General features: G+C 41.2%; 20 protein-coding genes. 10 read left to right on the forward strand and 10 right to left on the reverse strand.

Features of this window, described 5'->3' with window-relative positions; all coding sequences use genetic code 11:
• Positions 1-79 precede the first annotated feature (79 nt).
• Positions 80-709 (reverse strand): hypothetical protein, encoded by a 630-nt coding sequence (locus tag IDJ75_RS00905; RefSeq protein ID WP_191173739.1) that lies wholly within the window; start codon positions 707-709, stop codon positions 80-82.
• Positions 696-1,205: an RNA polymerase sigma factor gene (locus IDJ75_RS00910; protein WP_191173740.1), complete on the reverse strand. Its 510-nt coding sequence runs from the start codon at positions 1,203-1,205 to the stop codon at positions 696-698. The genes IDJ75_RS00905 and IDJ75_RS00910 overlap by 14 nt, the downstream gene beginning before the upstream one ends.
• Positions 1,206-1,249: 44 nt before the next feature.
• Here IDJ75_RS00910 and IDJ75_RS00915 point away from each other — a divergent pair, with 44 nt between their 5' ends.
• A complete protein-coding gene (locus tag IDJ75_RS00915; protein WP_191173741.1) occupies positions 1,250-1,390 on the forward strand; it encodes a hypothetical protein in 141 nt (46 codons plus the stop codon).
• 18 nt (positions 1,391-1,408) lie between these two features.
• Here the strand turns inward: IDJ75_RS00915 and IDJ75_RS00920 are convergent, their stop codons facing one another.
• Both IDJ75_RS00920 and IDJ75_RS00925 read right to left on the reverse strand, forming a co-directional pair.
• Entirely contained in the window at positions 1,409-2,590 is a 1,182-nt protein-coding gene (locus IDJ75_RS00920; RefSeq protein ID WP_191174858.1) for an asparagine synthetase B, read from the reverse strand.
• A gap of 126 nt (positions 2,591-2,716) precedes the next feature.
• Positions 2,717-3,364, reverse strand: coding sequence for a hypothetical protein (locus IDJ75_RS00925; protein WP_191173742.1), 648 nt, complete (start codon positions 3,362-3,364; stop codon positions 2,717-2,719).
• A 335-nt stretch (positions 3,365-3,699) separates the two neighbouring features.
• On the opposite strand from IDJ75_RS00925, the gene IDJ75_RS00930 reads away from it, so the two are divergent.
• Positions 3,700-4,137, forward strand: a complete 438-nt coding sequence (locus IDJ75_RS00930; protein WP_191173743.1) for a peptidylprolyl isomerase — start codon at positions 3,700-3,702, stop codon at positions 4,135-4,137.
• Positions 4,138-4,217: 80 nt separating this feature from the next.
• Positions 4,218-4,715 (forward strand): DUF5606 family protein, encoded by a 498-nt coding sequence (locus tag IDJ75_RS00935; protein ID WP_191173744.1) that lies wholly within the window; start codon positions 4,218-4,220, stop codon positions 4,713-4,715.
• A gap of 190 nt (positions 4,716-4,905) precedes the next feature.
• Here IDJ75_RS00935 and IDJ75_RS00940 read toward each other — a convergent pair whose 3' ends face one another.
• The 3 genes from IDJ75_RS00940 to rlmH all read right to left on the reverse strand — a co-directional run bounded on the left by IDJ75_RS00940 (position 4,906) and on the right by rlmH (position 7,059).
• Positions 4,906-5,328, reverse strand: a complete 423-nt coding sequence (locus IDJ75_RS00940; RefSeq protein ID WP_191173745.1) for a Dabb family protein — start codon at positions 5,326-5,328, stop codon at positions 4,906-4,908.
• 21 nt (positions 5,329-5,349) lie between these two features.
• A complete protein-coding gene (locus IDJ75_RS00945; RefSeq protein WP_191173746.1) occupies positions 5,350-6,261 on the reverse strand; it encodes a cation diffusion facilitator family transporter in 912 nt (303 codons plus the stop codon).
• 324 nt (positions 6,262-6,585) lie between these two features.
• Positions 6,586-7,059: a 23S rRNA (pseudouridine(1915)-N(3))-methyltransferase RlmH gene (gene rlmH, locus IDJ75_RS00950; RefSeq protein WP_191173747.1), complete on the reverse strand. Its 474-nt coding sequence runs from the start codon at positions 7,057-7,059 to the stop codon at positions 6,586-6,588.
• Between the two features lie 77 nt (positions 7,060-7,136).
• Between rlmH and IDJ75_RS21360 the strand changes: the two genes are divergently transcribed.
• Entirely contained in the window at positions 7,137-8,945 is a 1,809-nt protein-coding gene (locus IDJ75_RS21360; protein ID WP_191173748.1) for a MutS-related protein, read from the forward strand.
• 281 nt (positions 8,946-9,226) lie between these two features.
• Here the strand turns inward: IDJ75_RS21360 and IDJ75_RS00960 are convergent, their stop codons facing one another.
• Positions 9,227-10,150, reverse strand: a complete 924-nt coding sequence (locus tag IDJ75_RS00960) for a hypothetical protein (protein ID WP_191173749.1) — start codon at positions 10,148-10,150, stop codon at positions 9,227-9,229.
• A gap of 126 nt (positions 10,151-10,276) precedes the next feature.
• On the opposite strand from IDJ75_RS00960, the gene IDJ75_RS00965 reads away from it, so the two are divergent.
• The 6 genes from IDJ75_RS00965 (at position 10,277) to IDJ75_RS00990 (ending at position 15,590) form a co-directional block, all read left to right on the forward strand.
• Positions 10,277-11,041: an ABC transporter ATP-binding protein gene (locus IDJ75_RS00965; RefSeq protein ID WP_191173750.1), complete on the forward strand. Its 765-nt coding sequence runs from the start codon at positions 10,277-10,279 to the stop codon at positions 11,039-11,041.
• A 105-nt stretch (positions 11,042-11,146) separates the two neighbouring features.
• Positions 11,147-12,292, forward strand: a complete 1,146-nt coding sequence (locus IDJ75_RS00970; protein WP_191173751.1) for an ABC transporter permease — start codon at positions 11,147-11,149, stop codon at positions 12,290-12,292.
• A 209-nt stretch (positions 12,293-12,501) separates the two neighbouring features.
• Positions 12,502-13,239 carry a DUF2490 domain-containing protein gene (locus tag IDJ75_RS00975; protein WP_191173752.1) on the forward strand — a complete coding sequence of 246 codons (738 nt, stop codon included), beginning with the start codon at positions 12,502-12,504 and terminating at the stop codon, positions 13,237-13,239.
• 184 nt (positions 13,240-13,423) lie between these two features.
• Entirely contained in the window at positions 13,424-14,722 is a 1,299-nt protein-coding gene (eno, locus tag IDJ75_RS00980; protein WP_191173753.1) for a phosphopyruvate hydratase, read from the forward strand.
• 219 nt (positions 14,723-14,941) lie between these two features.
• Entirely contained in the window at positions 14,942-15,205 is a 264-nt protein-coding gene (locus IDJ75_RS00985) for a type II toxin-antitoxin system HicA family toxin (protein WP_191173754.1), read from the forward strand.
• A complete protein-coding gene (locus IDJ75_RS00990; protein WP_191173755.1) occupies positions 15,198-15,590 on the forward strand; it encodes a type II toxin-antitoxin system HicB family antitoxin in 393 nt (130 codons plus the stop codon). Before IDJ75_RS00985 ends, IDJ75_RS00990 begins: the two co-directional genes overlap by 8 nt.
• An 89-nt stretch (positions 15,591-15,679) precedes the next feature.
• On the opposite strand, the gene IDJ75_RS00995 is transcribed toward IDJ75_RS00990, so the two are convergent.
• Positions 15,680-18,223 carry an outer membrane beta-barrel family protein gene (locus IDJ75_RS00995; RefSeq protein ID WP_191173756.1) on the reverse strand — a complete coding sequence of 848 codons (2,544 nt, stop codon included), beginning with the start codon at positions 18,221-18,223 and terminating at the stop codon, positions 15,680-15,682.
• 185 nt (positions 18,224-18,408) lie between these two features.
• A complete protein-coding gene (gene leuS / locus IDJ75_RS01000; protein ID WP_191173757.1) occupies positions 18,409-21,210 on the reverse strand; it encodes a leucine--tRNA ligase in 2,802 nt (933 codons plus the stop codon).
• Between the last annotated feature and the right edge of the window lie 128 nt (positions 21,211-21,338).

The following is a 21,338-nucleotide window of genomic DNA, read 5'->3' on the forward strand; positions in this document are numbered from 1 at the left end:
ACAGGCAAAAACAGAAGCCATCAACTAATAATGTTGATGGCTTCTGTTTTTGTTAATCTCTGTTAATACATAGTTTGTTTTAATCAGCGTCTTCCCCCAGGTCATTGATGATCGATTTAACTTCTTTAAGGTATTTACCATACTTATACTTAACATGCAGGTTTATAAAAATATAGGTGCCTGCAAAACTAATAAATAGTATACCGAGCATAATTAATAGATGTGCAGTAATGTTATGCGAACCGGTTAAGCCCTGTAAAATATACTTTGATGCTTCTTTGCCACACAGTATGCCAATGGCCACCATTATAGCAATGGGTGTTATGCAAAAGTTGTACGCTTTGTATATTTCTATATTAAGTTCTAATTCGTAGGCTACTTTACTAATGCTATTTTTCAGGTTCGAGGTATACCTGCTTATAGAGCGGTAAAAAACATAGAACTTAAAAAAGTAATAAGTATTTAATAACACCATGGTGAAAAATAACAGGCTGGTAATATTAAAAAGGAAAGGGTCGGTTTGCCTGAAAAATAAGAACCAGATAAAGATAAGGTATGAAAGCAACGTGCCTATAAACTCCGTTTTCATATTTTTACGAATACTGTTTACTGCAGAAAAGGTTTTACCCCTCATCGCATCATCTATGTGCAAATGAACAAAGCCGGGCTCCTCATTTTTCCATGCATCTTTTAAATCATCTATATTCATAATTCATGCTTTTTATTATTCCTTTAAGTTTGTTTTTAGTGCGATTTAGGCGCACCCTTACATTAATTTCGCTAATGCCAAGATTAAGAGCAATTCCTTCATAAGACTGATCTTCCATATATAAAAATATCAGCGCTTTTTCAACTTTGTTAAGCTGTTGTATCGCTTTGTAAAACAGAGCGAGTTGTTCGTCTTTTTCGGTATCTGTAACTTGTGCTTCTAAGTGGTCGAGATTGTCGGGCAATTGTTCACTATCGGGCCTTCTTTTTTGTTTTTTGAAAAACATTATCGCTGTGTTTAGCGCCACCCGGTACATCCAGGTGCTGAATTTGCTTTTCCCCTCAAAAGAATCAAAGGCCAGCCAAAGCTGTAGTATCATTTCCTGCATTAAGTCGTCCCGGTCTGCCTCATCATCCTGGTAAATACGGCATATCTTAAAAAGCATTGCTTTGTGCTTTTCAATTAATTGTATAAACCGGGCCGTGTTGTTTTCCACTTATAAATTTTAATTAATACACCGTTAGTATTAGATTTTGAATTATGTTACAAAAAATAATAATAAAAGTGGCAACAAAATGGGTCGTTGTAAATGGTATGATGAAGCGTGATGGTGCATTAAGCAATATGGCAATTTTGCCGTGCAACAATTTACAGCTTAAAATGCATAAAGCGATTTATTGATAAGTATCGCACTGTAGCTTAGGTTTTCTGTTTTTTCTTTTTAGCAGCGGGAAACAGCACATTGTTCAGTATCAGCCGGTAGCCGGGCGAGTTTGGGTGCAGTTTCAGATCGGTAGGCGGGTCGCCAACGGCATGCTGGTAATCTTCGGGGTCGTGGCCGCCATAAAAAGTCCATTGGCCTTTACCAAACTCACCGTGTATGTAGCGGGCTTCGTTGGCGGTTTTCATTTCGCCCATAATGGTAACGCCGGGTTTAAGTTTGCTTTTGTTGTAGGCGGTTGTTAAGCCCATAAAGCCTTTTATAACCTTATCATGATCCTGCGTAAGCATGCTGGGCACCACATCCCATTTGGCCGAAAAATCAAACAGGGTGAAAAAATCGCGTGTGCGCTCAACCTGTCTTACTGGGGTAACATCAATATTGCTAAACTGGTGCGATGTTGGGTTCTCATCCAGTGTGAAATTTTGAAAGGCGAAGGTTTGCGTAAAATCAAGTTTCTGTTGTGCATCCGGGTCGGCAGGGTCGCCGTCAAACATGCTTTCTACAATATCGGTGTTCGATGCAGCCAATGCAATATCGAAGGTGTCGGTGCCACTGCACATAGCAAACAAAAAGCCGCCACCGGCGCAAAAATCGCGGATGTGCTGCACCACGGCCAGCTTCATTTGCGATACCTTTTTAAAACCCAGTTTGGCAGCCATAGCCTGCTGGCCTTTTACATCATCTACATACCATTGCGCGTAACGGTAAGCTCCGTAAAATTTGCTGAACTGCCCGGTAAAATCTTCGTGGTGCATGTGCAGCCAGTCGTACTTAGGCAGGTCGCCACGGATAACCTCCTCGTCGTAAATAACATCGTATGGGATTTCGGCATATTTTAAAACCAGGGTAACGGCATCATCCCAGGGCAGTTTGTTTTTGGGTGAGTATACGGCCATTTTCGGTGCTTTCTCCAGCTTTACCATGTCCATGTTTACAGATGGGTCGCTTACTTCGGTCAGTATCTCATTGGCTTTTGCATCGGCCAAAACCAGGTAGCTTACCCCACGTACCTTACATTCCTCTTCCAGTTTTTGGTCGTATTTCATCATAAAACTGCCGCCCCGGTAGTTAAGTAGCCAGTCAACCGTTTGGCCGTTCTTCAACGTCCAGAAAGCTATCCCATACGATTTTAGGTGATCCTTTTGCTCATCATCCATAGGGATAAGAATAGAGGCCGCCCTTGTGAGGAGGGGTAAAATGAAAAAGGTGAAAGCTAAAAGGTGTTTAATAGATTTGCTCATGTGTATGCTACCAAATGTAACGATTAATTGAAAATGGTATTGTTAAGTCATTTTAGAGAAATGATTCTCAATATCCTCCCTTAGAGCTTTTATGTTTTCTTCAGATTTTTTTACAAAATCATTTAATTTTATTTGTTCAATCCTTTTATTTATTATTTCGAGTTCTTGATCGTTATAATCATAAATTAACTCCCAAACACCGTTTTCTGCTTCTTCTACATTGTTTAAATCTTCATCTTCTTTTAAAATCGCGTCCTTAACTTTGTTAAAGTCAATCAAGGTTTTTTTAACAAGTGCCTTTGTTTCCTCACTTAGCAGAATTTTTTCTTTGCTAAACTCATTGATACATTCAATATACGATTTAACCCAAAGCTGAATCCGTTCTTTATATTTATTATGATTGTTTTTATCATATGCATTATAAAACAAGTTCGAATTTGCGTAGTTAAAATTCACTAACTTATGATAAATATTGTGGAGGGCCTCAACTTGCAATTCATTAAATCTCGAAAACTTAATTTCGCTCTTTTTAAGTTCGGTTTTAAAACGTTCAATTCTACCTGATACCCAAATAGCTTGTGTTATTTGTAATACGGCTATTACTATGGTGAATAGTATTAATATTAAAAGGTGATATTGTTTAAAATCAGAAAAATATTGATTTAGAGCTTTCGTAATAAGATCTTCCATGTCAACTTAGATTTTAATAAAGGTATGTAAAACTAATACATTTAATAATCGCGTACATCCCGATCAATACTTATGGCTTAAACGTTTACCTTAACCATCCAGCCCCCTTTGCGTTAGGATGGCAGCGGATACCGGCCCGTGACTAAGGCCTGTGCAGTATGAGCGTACAGCCCGGGCCGCAGGCAACGCTATAAATGACTCGATAATATCAAACACCAAGTACTAAATTTTGAATAACGAAATAAAACCACTCACTACCCACTTAATCAACCACTCACCATTTCTCCCTTTCCACTCAAATACTTACCTTTGCCACCTGTTTAAAATTAAAACAAATGAGCAAAGCAATTATTAAAACCGAAAAAGGCGACATGACCGTTCAATTTTTTGACAAAGATGCGCCAAACACTGTAGCAAACTTTTTAGGTTTAGCTAAATCAGGTTTTTACGATAACGTAACGTTTCACCGTGTTATACCTAATTTTGTGGTACAAGGTGGCGACCCAACCGGCACAGGCGCAGGTGGTTCTGGCAAACGTATCGACTGTGAACTAACAGGCGAGAACCAATACCACGACCGTGGCGTACTTTCAATGGCACACGCAGGCCGCAACACCGGCAGCTCGCAATTTTTTATCTGCCACAGCCGCGATAATACCGCGCATTTAGACCGTAACCACACCGTATTTGGTAAGGTGGTTGAAAATGTTGATGTGGTTGACGATATTCGCCAGGGCGATAAAATTTTAGGAATAGAAATAATAGAAGAATAGATAATAGTGAGTGGTTGACTGGTGAATAGTTGAAAGAAAACTATTCACCAGTCAACTTAATCAACCAATCAACTAAACAAATGAATTTACAGGGAATTGTTGCAGTATCGGGCAAACCGGGTTTATGGAGGGCGCTTGCCCAAAACAAAACAGGTTATGTATTAGAAAGCCTTGATGCGCAAAAAACAAAGCTGATAGCCAACTTATCAACCGCAAAACTGGCGGCATTGAACGAGATAACCATTTTTGGGTTGGAAGATGATATTAAATTGATTGATGTGCTGGAGCGCATGAAAGCTGCTGAAAGTGTGCCAAACCCAAAAGATGACGGCAAAAAGTTGCGCGAGTTTTTCTTTACCGTGGCTGCAGATCACGACGAGGAGAAAGTATATTCATCAGATATAAAAAAGATCATCAGCTGGTTTTTGATACTAAAGGAACTTCCGTTATTTAACGAAGCGCCTGCAACTGCACCGGTTGCTGAGGAAGCGCCCGCTGCCGAACCTGTAAAAGAAGAAGCACCTGCTGCCGAAGCCCCAAAAGCAAAAGCTAAAAAGACACCGGCTAAAAAAGCGTAAGCTTTTATGCTGCTAAATATCAAAGCCCCGGTAGGTTATCTATCGGGGCTTTTTTTGTATTTGTAAGTTTGTCAGCCTGAGCTTGTCGAAGACCTGTACGCTTTGCTAATGGTTCGACAGGCTCACCATGACAAATCGGTTATGTGCGTATGGTGAAATCTGTTAATCGTATAAATCCGCTTAATCGCGGTTACGCGTCTATCGCATCATATACCACAACCTTTTCCCAAAGATGGCTGTGTTTTTTAATAAATTCCTGATGGATGGGGTGGTTTTGATAGGTGGCCTGCCCTTCAAGATCGGCAAAGAACATTACTTCTGATACTCCCCAGCTGTTATCAACCACATCGCGTTTTTCGGTGCTGGCTACTATGCCTACGTGCAGTTCTTTTATGGTCTCTATTTTACCGAGTGCTTTTACGCCGGCTACCAACTTATCCCGGTCTTCTTTCGAATCGGGGTTTTTTAACCAGAAAAGCGCGTGGTGCACAATTGGATATCTGTTTGTCATGGTTTTAGTTGCTATAATAGATGGCATTGCTGATGCAACAACTGTGCCTGCGGCAACGGTAGCTGCGGTTGTTATAAATTTGCGTCGGTTGGTTGTGCTCATAGCGGGGCATTCATTAATGTATTAACAATCAGGTTGTCCGCACTTTTCATTACTAAACTCTGGCTCAAAAGTGCTGTGATTAATGGATAGGTGCTCCAGCCTGTGGCGCAGATCGTGCTTTATCGCGTCAAACTTTTGTATGTTATCCGGGCTTACTACAAGGTGGGCTGTAAGGGCATTTTCGGTAGTACTTAAGGCCCAAACGTGCATGTGATGAATATCAACCACACCTTCGGCTTTTATTAGTTCGGCCTTTATTTTTTTAAGATCCATTTCTTTTGGTACACCATCCATTTCCAGTCGCAGGCTGTCTTTAAGCAAATTCCAGGTACCGGTTAATATCACAATGCCAATAATGATACTCACGGCGCTGTCTACCCAGGTAAGGTGCGTAAAGTAGATGATAATACCCGATACTACTACACCCAGCGATACAATAGCATCAACCGCCATGTGCAGGTAAGCACCTTTTACGTTCAGGTCGGTATCTTTATCTTTTATAAACAGCCACGCGGTAAATCCGTTAACAGCTATACCGGCGAAAGCTACCCAGGCAACGGTTGCACCGGCAACAGGCTCCGGGTGTATAAAGCGCATTACGGCCTCGTAAACAATAAAACCTACGGCAACTATCAGTATCATGGCGTTAAAAAACGAGACAATAATGGTAGAGCGTTTATAGCCGTAAGTATAATCCTTGTTTGATTTTGCTTTTGCCAGTTTAAAGGCCAGCAGTGCCAGCGCCAGTGATGCCACATCGCTTAAATTATGCCCGGCATCAGTTAACAGCGATAATGAGCCGCTGATAAGCCCGTAAATCACCTCGATAACAACAAAAGCAGAGTTGAGTACAATGCCCCAAATAAAGGCCGCGTTCAGGTGGTCTAATTTGGGTGCGTGGTCGTGGTGGTGATGTGAATGATCGTGAGCCATGGCGGTAAAGTTAGGTAAAAATCCATGTCATTTCGAACGAGGTACGAGGAGAAATCTTGTATGCAATGCAATTAAATCGATGCCTGTTTTATACGAAGCGGTCTTTGTAAGAAGGTAATGAAAGCATTGAGCTTTAATGAACGTCAGTCTGCTCATAGCCGCAGAGGCCTATTACTTTTTCCTTGATGAAAAAGTAACAAAAAATCAAGACAGAAAAAAGCTTCTCCCCACAGGCATTTACCTTTGGCCCGCTTTTCTGTCAGGCCACGCTCGTTCACTATTTATTTAAATCCTGTCAATCGTAAAAATCTGCTAAATCCCGGTTTATTGATGATGGTAGGGCTCGCCTTTAATAATGCTGTAGGCACGATATAGCTGCTCTACAAAAAATAGCCGTACCATTTGGTGTGAGAAGGTCATGCGGCTAAGGGATATCTTGTCATTTGCGCGCTGGTAAACAGATTGGTCGAACCCGTAGGGGCCACCAACAATAAATATCAAATTAGCCGATGATGATACCGAACGCTTGTTAATATAATTTGCAAACTGTACCGAGGTAAACTCCATGCCGTTCTCATCAAGTAGTATCACGTGGTCTTGCGGAGTTATTTTTTTAAGTATCAGCTCTGCCTCTTTGGTTTTTTGCTGGTCTTCGGTAAGTGCTTTGGTGTTTTTCAGCTCGGGGATGTCGGTCATTTCCAGCTTGGTGTAATGCTTTAGGCGCTTTACATATTTCTCAATGCCATCCTTTAAATAAGCATCTTCGGTTTTGCCAACGGTTATAAAAGTTATCTTCATTAATGCCTGTAACTATTTAAGCCAAAATGTTATCTTATTATTGTAACATGGATGGCAAAAGTACTATTATAAAAACTGTGCAACAAGATATCATAAGCAACTACACCCGGGCCGCTGAGCTGGCAAAGCAAGAGGCCGATAAATATAAAAAACTGGCCAATACCTATTCGCTGCTGCGTTTGGGCATTTTCGGGCTCATGATTTTTTCGGTTTACCTTACTATACAGCAGGATAATTTTACCATTATGGCTGTTGGCTTTGTGATACTGCTTGCCGGTTTTGCATGGCTGGTTGCACGGCAGGGCGAGTACGAACGACAGCGCAATTATTACCTCGATCTGGAACGCATCAACCTTAACGAGCTTAATAGTTTGCAAACCAATACCAACCTGTACAATAGCGGGCAGCAGTATAGCAACGAGAAACATTTTTATAGCTCCGACCTGGATATATTCGGTAATGCATCGCTTTATAACCTTATCAACAGGGCGGCAACATCTGCCGGCAACGATAAACTGGCAGCATGGCTAAACGCGCCGGCTGATAAGCCAACCATATTATCCCGCCAGGAGGCGGTAAAAGAAATAGCCGCCAATAACGATTGGAAGGTTAATACCCAAACCAAGCTATTGTTTGCTACCAAAGAAGATACCGACCAAATGAAACGCCTGTTTGTTTATTTGGGCGTTCCGTTGGAGTTATCCGGCGAGAAATGGTTAAGCGCATATATTAAAATAGCACCCTATTTGTTATTCGGTACAATATTGGCCGGGGTATTCTTCTACCCTCTTTTTGTACTTATTGCTGTCGCGATAGCATTTTTTAATACCTTGATACTGCTCTCAAAAGGGAGCTATATATTAAAAGCAGGTGCCGTTGCCGATAAAATTGGCAGCGTGCTGACCAACTACGCCATTGTATTTAAGGCGATAGAAAGTAACCAGTGGCAGTCAGAAAAATGTGCGAAACTGAATGAGAAACTTCGCGTAAACCAAACTTCAAAAAATATAGAGGAATTATCAAAACTCATCAATAAGTTGAGTTATAGCCTTATCATGATAGTAGGGTTTATACTGAACGTGTTTTTTTTATGGGCGTTGAAGCAGATCATCCTGATCGAAAAATGGAAACGTAACAACCGCCATAATTTTGAAGAAGCTTTTGATGTGATAGCCGAATTTGAGGCTTTAATGAGTATTGCCGTACCATCCATCAACTACCCGGAATGGACATACCCGGTTATTGCAGATACCGAAGGATATACGGTAATTGCTAAAAACATTGCACACCCGCTTATCCGCGGTAAGCGTGTTGATAATGATTACGACTTAAAAGACGCCTACAGCATAGATATCATCACAGGTAGCAATATGGCCGGTAAAAGCACCTTTTTGCGTACCATTGGCATTAATACCGTGCTGGCGCTGGCCGGTGCGAAAGTTTGCGCGGCGGCAATGGAGGTTTCTGTTATCACGATAGTGAGCTACATGCGTATAAAAGATTCGCTGAACGAAAGCACATCAACCTTTAAGGCCGAGCTTGACCGCCTGCAAATGCTGCTGGCTGCTGTTGAACATGAACACCGTGTTTTCTTTTTGATAGACGAGATGCTGCGCGGTACAAATTCCATGGATAAATACCTGGGTAGTAAAGCGGTGATTGAGCAGCTTATCAGCAAAAAAGGGGTAGGGATGGTGGCCACGCACGATTTGCAGATTGCCCGCCTGGAAGACAAGTACCCGGCTTACGTACGCAACTACTATTTTGATATACAGGTGTTAAAAGGCGAAATGCTTTTCGATTATAAAATAAAACATGGCGAATGCAAAACATTTAATGCATCGCTGCTGCTTAAGCAAATTGGTATAAATGTAGAGAGCGAATAAGCGGTGAAAATCGCCATCGGTATTTTACCGATGCTTATTGCCTGTAAGAATACATTTACCGACAATTTGTATTCATTCACCTAAAAACCCTGTTAAAAAGTTTGGTTTTGATACACATTTGTAGTGTTAAAACTAAACAATCATGACAACTTTACTCACACTACCTGTACTTACTGTTATTGCCGCTTTTGTTGCAAAAGCCATTGTTATTATTGGTTTAATAGGTGGATTGATCTTCTAAGGGCTGGCTTCAGGAGCAACTTATTAGAGTAAGTATCTTATTAAAGCTTTTTTATAAAACGGCTACTTATCCAGCCAATTTTGCAGGCCCGAAGAGTACTATCTTCACTTTCGTGGAAAAAGCCTTTATTAACAGTGAATTTAGGATCTATTTGTACTAACCACCATTCGCGGCCGGTTTGGTCGGTAGTGGTTGCAAAAGCTTTACCTTGTGTTCCTTTTTTAAGAAGCGCCACATCATTGCCATTGTGAGGCTCGCCATCAAGTGTCATTTGTGATTTATCATCCACAATTGGTTTTATCCGTAATTTATAATTATCGTTAAGCACTTCAAAGTTTATAGGTCGGGAAAGATATTTTTCTGGGAAATACGTGCTTACATGGTTGGCTGATAAGTATTGCAGTTTTACCTTTGGCTGCCCGGTTGTGTAAATAACATCATAAACTTTATTAAATTCAATATATTCGGCACAGCAACCAGGGTCTTTAATATATAACTTACTTATCCTTTTATCTTTATCTAATGTAATGCCTTTTACGGTTTGAAGGGTATTGAAAACTACTTTTAGGCCTTGTTTGGTATTTAGTATCAACGCAGTTTCTAATGGTTCGCCACCACTTTGCCCTTCAAAAATAATATCATCTGTGCCGTCAGCATCAATATCATAAATATGTAATGCCTTTTGCAGATCAGCCATACTGGAAGATTCCCCTTTGTAATACTCGTAAGCATCTTTTAACTCAGCGGGAGGGGATTGCATAAATCGGTTTTTAAGTTCGTTATTTTGTTTTTCAAAACTTTTCCAGTCAAACACTTCGACGTTATAAGGAAACGATATGTAGGGTGACGTATCGCTTTGAAATTTTTTTTCAGCAACAGAATGATCCGTGTTTTTTTTTGTTTTATCGATGTTCTGTTTACATGAAACCAAACCAATGGCAAGTATTAAAAACAATTTTCTCATGTAATAAGGGTTTGGTCGCTAAAGTAATAATTTAAAAGTTTAGTGATTAAATGTGCTTACCGGAAATATACGACTGTTTGCCGATGGGACATTGTGTTTTAATTAAATACCTTGCATATTTACAACATGGCAAACAAACCTATTATCACGGTTAAAAACCTTGTAAAAAATTACGGCGATTTCGAGGCGGTTAAGGGCATTAGCTTTGAAGTTTACGAGGGCGAGATCTTCGGCCTGCTTGGTCCTAATGGTGCCGGCAAAACCACTACACTCGAAATTATTGAAACCCTGCGCAATAAAACATCGGGTGAGGTTACAGTGGATGGTTTTGATATTGAAACCGATGCCGACAATATTAAGAAACGCATTGGTGTACAACTACAGGCAGCGGGCTATTACCCCAACCTTAACCTTGCCGAACTGATCGTTTTGTTCTCGGGCTTATATGGTATTGATAAATCGCCTACGGAAATGCTGGAGAAGGTTGCACTTACAGACAAGGCCAAAGCCAAATATAAAGACCTATCCGGCGGCCAAAAGCAACGTTTCTCTATCGCCACCACATTGATAAATAACCCCCGGATCATTTTCCTGGATGAGCCTACAACCGGCCTCGACCCGCAAGCACGCCGTAACCTTTGGGACCTGATCCGCGAGATACGCGATACGGGCACCACCGTGGTGATCACCACTCACTATATGGACGAAGCCGAGGTGCTATGTGACCGCGTAGCCTTTGTTGACGGCGGCCACATCATCGGTATTGATACCCCCGATCATTTTATTGACCAACTGGTGGCCACCGGTTTTGAACGCGCCAAGCAAACCAAAGGCGCCAACCTGGAGGATGTATTTATCAACCTTACCGGCAAGGAGTGGCGGGAGAGTTAGCCTCCCAACCCCCTGAAGAGGGAGCAAGAGTTTGCAGTTGATAGTTAGCAGTTTGCAACCTCAAAAAAATGACTCAATAACCTAATGACACAATGACTTTTCAATATGAAATATAGTAATACACGCGCAACCCTGGCTATTGCCAAGGCCAGTTTCCGGTCTATTTTACGCAGCCCTTCGGCGGTGGTGTTTAGTTTGGCCTTCCCGCTGATATTTATACTGGTGTTTGCCAATATTGGCGGTGGCGGAGTAAAGGTTGATGTAGGCGTTGTGAAAGGAACTGACACCTTAAGTATTATCTACAAGGCCATCCAAAAAACTACGATAGTAAATCTGGTGACCGATCAAACTGCTGAAGAAATGAAACAAAACCTCTCAAAAGGGAGTTTGGATGCGATCATAAATATTAAAACCGATGGTAACAACGGCTGGACTATTTATCCCCCTTCAGCAGGGCGCCCACAAAAATCTCCTTTTGCAATTGACGTACAATACACAAGTTCATCTCAAAAAGGGTCTATTTTAAAATCGGTACTGTCTAATATAATTTATCAGATAAATGAAGTTTTTCAAAAACAGGTAGACGGTAAACTTGGAGTATTTTCACCTGTTGAACTGAAAGAAACCATTGTTACCGGCCGCGAATATAAATACATCGATTTTATACTGCCGGGGCAATTGGGATTCTCGCTGTTAAGCAGCGGGGTGTTTGGTACAGCTTTCGTGTTTATAGGGTTGCGGTTAACGCTGGTTATTAAACGTTTTTTTGCCACACCGGTAAAGAGGTACAGTATTGTTTTAGGGGAGGCCATTGCCCGTATTGTATTCTCATTATTAGGCGCACTATTCATTATTATGGTAGGGCATTATGCCTTTGGCTTTACCCTGATCCATGGGGTGGTCACGGTGCTGAATATGCTGGTGCTTTGTGCCATCGGGCTTATTATATTTATGGGCTTTGGGTTTACTATATCCGGCATTGCCAAAAACGAGAGTACGGTGCCGCCGTTATCAAATATTATTACGCTGCCGCAGTTCCTGCTATCGGGCACGTTCTTTTCTATTACGGCGTTCCCAACCTGGCTGCAGTACGTTAGCAATGCATTGCCGTTAACACATTTAAACAACGCCATGCGCAAGGTAGCTTTTGAAGGCGCGGGCCTTGGCGATGTTACCCATCAGCTATTCATCCTGCTGATATGGGGGATCGGTATTTATGCGGTAGCGGTAAAAACCTTTAAATGGGAGTAGGGGAAGAGATACAAGACACTTAGAGCCAAGAATAAAGACAAGGAAATATGTAGAGACGCGATACTTCGCGTCTCTTTTTTTGTTTGTAAAACTTAACATTAAATTAACACAAAGCACAATAATTAACATTATAATAATATTAACACTTGCTAACTTAATATACAGGTAACAATCAGGAAATACATTTGCATTAAAATAATATTAAGTAAATGTTAAAAAACATTATTAAAATAACCTTATTGTTTATTGTGTTAACCGTATGTTCATCAAAAGTTAACGCACAGGATTCGAAAACAGGTACCTGGGGTATTGCAACAGTATTAATGCCCGGAGACAGTGTACACCGTTGGGGCGGCTATACCGAATTGCAGATTCGAAGTAATGGCGCAGGCTTCAGCCAGTTTCAGTATTACGAGTATAAGGCAGGTGTAAGCTATGATCTGGATAAAAATTTTACAGCTTTGTTGGGGTCGGGTACCTATCATACATATGATTATTTTAATGTAGACGCCGGCCCAAACACAAATGAGTTTAGGGTTTGGGAACAAATGACGGTAAATCAGTTCCTTACCCCCTTGAAATTTGAACATCGCTATCGCGTTGAGCAGCGCTGGGTAAATGGCGATTACCGCAATCGTTTCCGTTACAGGTTAAATATGTTTATACCGCTTAATAATACCAAGATAGTTGCCAAAACCTGGTTCCTATCTATATTTGATGAGGTATTCTTTAATAATAAAGCCCCCAATTTTGAGCGCAACCGCATATCAGCCGCATTAGGTTATCAGATAGATAAAAAATGGATATTGCAGGCAGGCTGGATAAACCAGCGAAATTACACAGCCTCAGCAAGCAGCGCCAAAAATAATATGTTGCTTATGTTAATGTATCGTATAAACCGTAAAAATAGTGTTGAGCGCGAACACTTGCCAACAACAAGCGATTGATTTATTGCTTATCTGTTGCATGGTTTGGATAAGCGGATGGTTTAAATAGCAACTGTATGTTAACAAACCATTAATAATCATTACAAATGCAAAATTTGCGTTGTTATTTCCTGTTTTTGCGCTTAACTTAGCCGACCAGATTAGTATAGTATTTAATTCAAAAAAAATCCGACAATAAAAAACTATGAGCTTAATAATTGATGTTCATGCACGCCAGATACTTGATTCGCGTGGAAACCCTACAATAGAAGTAGACGTAATTACAGAAAATGGTGTTCTTGGTCGTGCTGCGGTACCTTCTGGTGCTTCAACCGGTATTCACGAGGCTGTTGAGCTTCGCGATAACGACAAAGCCACTTATATGGGTAAAGGCGTTTTAAAGGCTGTTGCCAACGTAAACGAGATAATTGCTGCCGAACTTAAAGGTATTGATGTATTTGAGCAAAATTCTATCGATAGCCTGATGATTGAGCTTGATGGTACAGAAAATAAAGGTAAACTGGGTGCTAACGCAATCCTTGGTGTTTCTTTAGCGGTTGCTAAAGCTGCAGCACAGGAGAGCCGCCAGCCGCTATACCGCTACATTGGCGGTGTTAATGCAAATACCCTTCCTATCCCGATGATGAACATTGTTAACGGTGGTTCGCACTCTGATGCGCCTATCGCTTTCCAGGAGTTCATGATCATGCCTGCTGGTGCTTCTTCATTCTCTGAAGCATTACGCTGGGGTACCGAAGTATTCCACAACCTTAAAAAGATCTTACATGACCGCGGTTTATCTACAGCAGTAGGTGACGAAGGTGGTTTTGCACCAACCTTTGAAGGTACCGAAGATGGCGTTGAAACCATCCTTAAAGCTATTGAAAAAGCTGGTTACAAACCGGGTGTAGATATATTCCTTGCGTTTGACTGTGCTGCTTCTGAATTTTATAAAGATGGTAAATACGATTATACCAAATTTGAAGGTGAAAAAGGCGCTATCCGCACCAGCGAACAACAGGCAGATTACCTTGCTGAGTTAGCTGCAAAATACCCTATTATTTCTATTGAAGATGGTATGGCTGAGGATGACTGGGCCGGCTGGAAATTATTGACCGAAAAAATTGGTGATAAAGTACAGCTAGTAGGTGATGATTTATTTGTAACCAATGTAAAACGTTTACAACAAGGTATTGATAACGATACCGCAAACTCTATCCTGGTAAAAGTTAACCAGATAGGTTCATTAACCGAAACCATTAACGCGGTTACTTTAGCGCAAACAAATGGTTATACATCAGTAATGAGCCATCGTAGCGGCGAAACTGAGGACGTTACCATCGCTGATCTTGCTGTGGCCTTAAACTGTGGCCAGATCAAAACCGGTTCGGCTTCACGTTCAGACAGGATCGCTAAATACAACCAATTGCTTCGTATAGAAGAAGAACTTGGTGATTCAGCCCGTTTCATCGGTAAAAACTTTAAATACTTACCAAAGAAATAAGCTTAAAAATAGCATAAATACAAGCCGGTCAAGTAATTGACCGGCTTTTTTGTTGGTATTATATTCTTTTTATTTGCAACTGAAATTTAGTTACAAATAAAACTTTTGTTATATTTGTAATATATACTGTTAGAATGACGCGAGGTCGATTGGAGTAGTATAACACCACATCTTAAAAGACAATGAGAAAGTTAATTAGAAATTTAAAGTCATCAACTAATGACCAAACAAGACAAACTAATCAGTCGACTGTTAGCTGTTCCCAAGGATTTTACCTGGGATGAATTATGTAAAGTTGTAGCATTTTATGGCTATGAGGAGCTAATGGGTGGGAAAACCGGTGGTTCAAGAAGAAGGTTTATTGATGGCAATAAAAACATCATCACGCTTCATAAACCACACCCTGCCAATGTTGTTAAAAGTTATGCAATAAAAGAAGTTATTGCTCATTTAAAAGAAAAGGGTCACATACAAAATGAATGACATCTTACAATATAAAAACTATTATGCATCGGTACAATTTAGTGCTGTTGATGAAGTTTTCTATGGTAAAGTTTTAGGTATAAATGATTTAGTAAGTTTTGAGGGGGAATCTGTTAAAGAACTTAAAACTTCATTTGAAGAAGCCATAGAAGATTATTTAGATACATGTACAGAAGTAGGTAAATCTCCGGATAAAACCTATAAAGGAACATTTAATGTTCGGGTGCCATCTACACTTCACAAAGAGGCTGCTCTTTTCGCAGCAATCCATAATATCACGTTAAATGAATTTGTTAAGGTCGCTCTTTCTTTTACGCTCGATCACAAGAAAGAGGTGGATACCACTATCGATGGTAATCAAGATCCGCTTTTAGAACACGCGTAGTCTTATAATACAATTTTAAACAAGAAAGCCCCTTCATAATGAAGGGGCTTTCTTGTTTATATGTGTTTATTGATTATTAGGCTAATTTATTAACGTCCGCCTACAGGTGCGCCACCGCCGGTTTGGTCACCACCTTGTATCTGATCATCGTTGTTAATACCTTTTTTCTTCTGGGTTGGGTTAGGTGCTTTAAAGCTTATTTTACCAAAACTGTAGCTAAACGTTAAACCAAATGATTGGAAAGGGAACTGTGTTTTCGAAATCTGAGTGAAACCCGGGCTTGATATATTTTGGTTGAACGCTTTGTTAACCGCAAAGGGTTGTACAGTGTTGAAACCGATAGATGCCTTTTTGTTCATGAATTGTTTCTTCACACCAAAGGCATAAATACCAAATGACGGGCTGCTGCCTTGTATGGTACGGCGCGGCGAGTTAATAAACCCGAAAGCTTCAAATATAAAGTCTTTTGGGAATAAGTATTGCGCACTGCCGAACATGGTGTATTGTAATTGGGTTTTTATTGCATCTGTGTTTATGAAGTTAGCATATTGAGCATATACAGTAGGATTATAAGTAAATACGTTTACGCTACCACGAATGGTTAAAGGCTTAATTGGGTTTATAGAACCGAAGAAGCTTGCACCCCATGAATTATTTAACGCTGCGTTACGTTGTAAGGTACGGGTACCTGTTACAGTGCTGTCTCCTACTATCTCAGTTATTGGGCTCGCCAAACCTTCAATCAGGTCGTTAGTTCTTTTGTAATAAACCGAAAAGTTCAATACCGAAGATTTGATGAAGGTGTTGAAATTCAATTCAACAGTTTGTGATACCTCTGGTGCCAGGTTAGGGTTACCTACCGATTGCGCCTGTATATTGGTCCTGTTGATGAAAGGGTTTAATACCTGCAAGGATGGTCTCGTAATGCGTTTGCTGTATGATAATTTGAAAGTATTTGAACCAAAAACTTTTTGTACGGTTAAACTTGGTACGTACGTATTGTAGCTTGCGCTAAAAGGACTTAATACCTGCTGATTTTCTCCGCTTGCATATGGCGTTTTAGGATCGCCTGTTATCTGAGTGTTCTCATACCTAAAACCAGCCAATACCGAATAGTTTTTTGGTAAAGTAATGGTAAATACGCTATACCCTGCATATACATTCTGGTTATAGTTATAAAGGTTAGAATTTTCAGTATCTAAAGTACGGTTGTTGCCAAGTGAATCTACAGAATATATATCGTAAACACTGTTTATACGCCTTTGTATGGTTTTACCACCGGCTTCAAGCTTTAATGTTTTGCTGATAGGCAGTGTGTAATCTGCCTGCGCGGTATACTCATTGTTTTTACCATTATTGCTAGCCAATTGGCTTGGTTGTTTGGCGGTAAATAAGTTGGTATAATCTGTATTGATGATACTATGGCTCCACTGTCCCGATACGGTGATCTCATGGCCTTCTTTTTTAAACTTGTGCGTGTAATCTATATTCCAATCAAACCCGGAAAACTTATTTTTATTTGTGTTTCTTCCAAAGTATTCAAGGCTTTTAGTTGGGTCATTATAATCCGTTATACTGTAGGTACCGCCGCCATTGGTGTTAAAACCGCCATCGTTTAACGCAAGTGTACTATTAATACTGTTAAAGCCGTTAAACTCATAACCAGCAGTCAATGTACCCCTTGCGCCATGGCGTTTAGTTTCGCTGCTGGTTTTATTGTGGTTAAACTGGTTTGCAGCACTTGTGTTTATAGTCTGTTGGAAATCAGTTGTCATGGTTTGCGGCCAGGTAAGGTTACCACCTAAGTTAGCCGAAAAATTAAACCTGTTTTTGTTATAGTTCAGGTTCATGTTACCATTGTTTTGGCGTGTACCTACACCACCGCTAACAGAACCGCTTATGCCCGATGCATTTTTGGTTTTGGTGATGATGTTAATGATACCGGCCGAACCTTCCGCATCATATTTTGCAGATGGAGAGGTTACCACTTCAATGCTTTTGATCTGATCGGCTGGGATGGTTTTTAACACATCGCTTAAGCTTGCAGATGTTGCACCTGATGGTTTACCGTTTATCAGTACCCTTACGTTACCATCGCCACGGATCGCCACATTACCGTTCATATCTACCGATACCAACGGTACTTTTTGTAATACGTCAGTAGCGTTACCACCTGCGGCGGTAAGGTCTTTTTCGGCGTTGTAAACTATCTTGTCGATCTTGTTTTCGATAAGCGGCGCCTGGCCAACTATCTGAACTTCTTTTAAAGCTTTTGCACTTGGCGAAATAACCAATGTGCCCATATTGTTGTCTGGTTTCGACGCAGTTGTTTCAATAGGGTCGTAAGTTTTTGTTGGGTAGCCTATAAAAGATACCGTGATCTTATATTTACCCGCACGCAGGTTATCGATCCTGAAGTTACCCTTCTCGTCGGTTAACACACCATTAATAGGGGTCTTAGCACCGCTTTTGAAGATGCTGATAGTGGCATAATCTACCGGTTTTTTTGTAAGCGAATCTACAACTGTACCCGAGATTTTGCCGACGATGCTTGAACCACCGCTTACAGGTAGCTGAGCTTTTGCCGTTATTGCAGCACAAATAACTATTATAAGTAAAAATATTCGTTTCATAATTGGAACTATTTTGAGCGTTTTTGGTATTTGAGGCGAAATTGCCTAAAATGTTACAGGCACTTATCTGTTTTATGTAAATAATATAGAAGTGTAATGTACATGTTACACTAAGGATGTAATAAAAAGCCCCTGTAAACTTGCTGTTAAGCAAACTTACAGGGGGCATATACGTGCTTATTTGGCTAAATAACGATGTTTACAATGCGGCCTTTAACCACAATTACTTTTTTGGGCGTTTTGCCGTCAAGGTATTTTTGTACATCGGCATTGGCTAAAATGGCGGCTTCTATATCAGCAGCTTCCATGGTTAATGAAAGGCTAACGTTTGTTTTCATTTTTCCGTTGAATGATACCGGGTAACTAAACTCATCCTCAACCAGGTACGCCGGGTTAAATTTAGGGTAGGCCGCGGTAGATATACTGCCCGCCGGGTTACCGAGTAAAACCCAAAGTTCCTCGCTGATGTGCGGCGCGTAAGGGGCAAGGGTAATAACCAACTCCTGCAGTATAGCGCGTTTGTTGCACTTCAGGTCGGTTAGTTCATTCACGGCTATCATAAAGCTTGATACGGATGTATTGAACGAGAAACGCTCGATATCCTGCTCTACCTTCTGGATGATCTTGTGCAATGATTTTAGTTCTGCTTTAGTTGGCGCATCGTTGCTCACGTTAAAGTTAAAATCAGCATCATGGAACAGCTTCCAGAATTTACGCAGGAATTTGAACACACCTTCAATACCGTTGGTGTTCCATGGTTTACTTTGCTCTAATGGGCCTAAGAACATCTCGTACATGCGCAGGGTATCCGCACCGTAACGTTGAGCCAAATCGTCCGGGTTTACAACGTTATAATAACGTTTTGACATTTTTTCGATCTCAACCCCGCAGATGTATTTGCCATTTTCTAAGATAAACTCAGCCTCTGCAAATTCAGGTCTCCAAGCTTTAAATTTATTGAGATTAAGCACCTCATTTTCTACAATATTAACATCCACATGTAATGGCGATGTTTTATATTCCTTTATCAAACCATGCGATACAAACGTGTTTGTGCCTTTGCCTTCATCATCAATCAAACGGTACACAAAATTACTGCGCCCTTGTATCATCCCTTGGTTGATCAGCTTTTTGAAAGGCTCTTCCTCAACCACTTTACCAATATCCTTCAAAAATTTGTTCCAGAAACGGCTGTACAGCAAGTGGCCGGTAGCATGTTCGCTGCCGCCAATGTACAGGTCAACATCTTTCCAGTATTCTATCGCTTCGCGCGATGCAAACTCTTTGTTGTTATGCGCATCCATATAACGGTACCAGTACCAACTGCTGCCCGCCCAACCCGGCATAGTGCTTAGTTCGTATTCGCCATGCTCGTGTTTCCAACCGGTAGCGCGGCCTAATGGCGGTTCGCCGCTTTCGGTTGGCAGGTACTTGTCAATTTCGGGCAATAATAAGGGAAGGTGTTCTTCCTCAATTAAATAAGGTAAACCGCCTTTAAAGTAAACCGGTACAGGCTCGCCCCAGTAACGCTGGCGGCCAAAAATGGCATCGCGCATCCTGAAGTTCACCTTGGCTTTACCCAAACCGAGTTCTTCCAGTTTGGCAACAACAGCTGCTGTTGCTTCTTTGTAACCCAAGCCATTTATAAAATCGCTGTTGATGTATTTGCCTTCCTTGGTTGGGTCGGCTTCAACCTCAATATTTTGTATGTCGATGATCGGGATGATCGGCAGGTTAAAATGCCTGGCAAACAAATAATCGCGCTGATCGCCTGATGGCACGGCCATTACTGCGCCTGTACCGTAACCGGCCAAAACGTAGTCGGCAATCCACACCGGGATCTGCGCGCCATTAAGCGGATTGGTTACATAGCTGCCCGTAAAAGCACCCGATACGGTTTTGGTATCAGCCATACGGTCAAGCTCGCTTTTCTTTTTGGTTTGGGTAATGTAGGCATCAATATCGGCCTTTTGCGCTGGCGTAGTCAATTCCGCAACCAGTTCATGCTCGGGCGCTATCACCAAAAAGCTTACACCAAAAATGGTATCAACGCGGGTTGTGAAAACTTCGATGTAGTTTGTAGTGAGTTGTGAAAGGTGAGTAGTTTTATCCAACGGGAACCTAACACTTGCCCCAACGCTCTTGCCTATCCAGTTGCGCTGCATTTCTTTTAGCGGCTCGGGCCAGTCAATGGTATCCAAACCTTCAAGCAAACGCTGGGCATAGGCGGTAATGCGCATACTCCACTGCATCATTTTCTTTTGCTCAACAGGGTAACCGCCGCGCTCGCTAAAACCGTCTTTTACCTCGTCGTTCGCCAATACGGTACCTAAAGCGGCGCACCAGTTAACGGTACTTTCGCGCAGATAGGTAAGGCGGTATTTTAACAGTTCGGCTTGTTTGTCCTGCTCGTTTAGCGCTTTCCATTCATCAGCAGTAAAGCTTAAAACTTCTTCGTCGCTTACTGCATTAATGCCGGCCGAGCCTTTACTCTCAAAATGTTCAACCAATTTGGTAATGCTTTCGGCTTTGTCAGCATCCTTGTTATACCAACTGTTAAACAGTTGCATAAATATCCACTGCGTCCATTTATAATAATCGGGCGAGCTGGTGCGTACTTCGCGGTCCCAATCGAACGAGAAACCTATCTGGTCTAACTGGCGTCGGTAAGTTGCGATATTTGCTTCGGTGGTAACCGATGGGTGCTGCCCGGTTTGTATGGCATATTGTTCGGCTGGTAAACCAAAGCTATCGTAGCCCATTGGGTGCAATACGTTAAAGCCTTTTAAACGTTTATAACGCGCAAAAATATCAGAAGCGATGTAGCCCAGCGGATGGCCCACATGCAAGCCCGCACCCGATGGGTAGGGGAACATATCCAGTACATAATACTTGGGTTTACTGGTTGTGTTTTCGGCTTTAAAGGTTTTATTATCAGCCCAAAACTGCTGCCACTTCTGCTCTATATCTTTAAATTGATAGTCCATTTGTTTATTTAACGTATAAGGTTGCGAAAATAGTAAAAACTGCTTAGACATTAACGCTAATAGATTAGTTTCAACAAAGTCTATATAATATATAGGTTAACATTAAAGTTGGCAGGCTATTTTTTAAG

Origin of the sequence: Mucilaginibacter rigui, from assembly GCF_014773275.1 — a bacterium.
In the GTDB taxonomy this organism is placed as follows: domain Bacteria; phylum Bacteroidota; class Bacteroidia; order Sphingobacteriales; family Sphingobacteriaceae; genus Mucilaginibacter; species Mucilaginibacter rigui_A.

Excerpts from the sequence above, each read along its gene's own strand:
- IDJ75_RS00990 (WP_191173755.1), top strand. The coding sequence starts at position 15,198 with ATGAATGACATCTTACAATATAAAAACTATTATGCATCGGTACAATTT.
- IDJ75_RS00975 (WP_191173752.1), top strand. The coding sequence starts at position 12,502 with ATGTTAAAAAACATTATTAAAATAACCTTATTGTTTATTGTGTTAACC.
- eno (WP_191173753.1), top strand. The coding sequence starts at position 13,424 with ATGAGCTTAATAATTGATGTTCATGCACGCCAGATACTTGATTCGCGT.
- IDJ75_RS00940 (WP_191173745.1), bottom strand. The coding sequence starts at position 5,328 with ATGAGCACAACCAACCGACGCAAATTTATAACAACCGCAGCTACCGTT.
- IDJ75_RS00925 (WP_191173742.1), bottom strand. The coding sequence starts at position 3,364 with ATGGAAGATCTTATTACGAAAGCTCTAAATCAATATTTTTCTGATTTT.
- IDJ75_RS00930 (WP_191173743.1), top strand. The coding sequence starts at position 3,700 with ATGAGCAAAGCAATTATTAAAACCGAAAAAGGCGACATGACCGTTCAA.
- IDJ75_RS00995 (WP_191173756.1), bottom strand. The coding sequence starts at position 18,223 with ATGAAACGAATATTTTTACTTATAATAGTTATTTGTGCTGCAATAACG.
- rlmH (WP_191173747.1), bottom strand. The coding sequence starts at position 7,059 with ATGAAGATAACTTTTATAACCGTTGGCAAAACCGAAGATGCTTATTTA.
- IDJ75_RS00985 (WP_191173754.1), top strand. The coding sequence starts at position 14,942 with ATGACCAAACAAGACAAACTAATCAGTCGACTGTTAGCTGTTCCCAAG.
- IDJ75_RS00905 (WP_191173739.1), bottom strand. The coding sequence starts at position 709 with ATGAATATAGATGATTTAAAAGATGCATGGAAAAATGAGGAGCCCGGC.
- leuS (WP_191173757.1), bottom strand. The coding sequence starts at position 21,210 with ATGGACTATCAATTTAAAGATATAGAGCAGAAGTGGCAGCAGTTTTGG.
- IDJ75_RS00920 (WP_191174858.1), bottom strand. The coding sequence starts at position 2,590 with ATGGATGATGAGCAAAAGGATCACCTAAAATCGTATGGGATAGCTTTC.
- IDJ75_RS00960 (WP_191173749.1), bottom strand. The coding sequence starts at position 10,150 with ATGAGAAAATTGTTTTTAATACTTGCCATTGGTTTGGTTTCATGTAAA.
- IDJ75_RS00935 (WP_191173744.1), top strand. The coding sequence starts at position 4,218 with ATGAATTTACAGGGAATTGTTGCAGTATCGGGCAAACCGGGTTTATGG.
- IDJ75_RS00915 (WP_191173741.1), top strand. The coding sequence starts at position 1,250 with ATGTTACAAAAAATAATAATAAAAGTGGCAACAAAATGGGTCGTTGTA.
- IDJ75_RS00945 (WP_191173746.1), bottom strand. The coding sequence starts at position 6,261 with ATGGCTCACGATCATTCACATCACCACCACGACCACGCACCCAAATTA.
- IDJ75_RS00965 (WP_191173750.1), top strand. The coding sequence starts at position 10,277 with ATGGCAAACAAACCTATTATCACGGTTAAAAACCTTGTAAAAAATTAC.
- IDJ75_RS00970 (WP_191173751.1), top strand. The coding sequence starts at position 11,147 with ATGAAATATAGTAATACACGCGCAACCCTGGCTATTGCCAAGGCCAGT.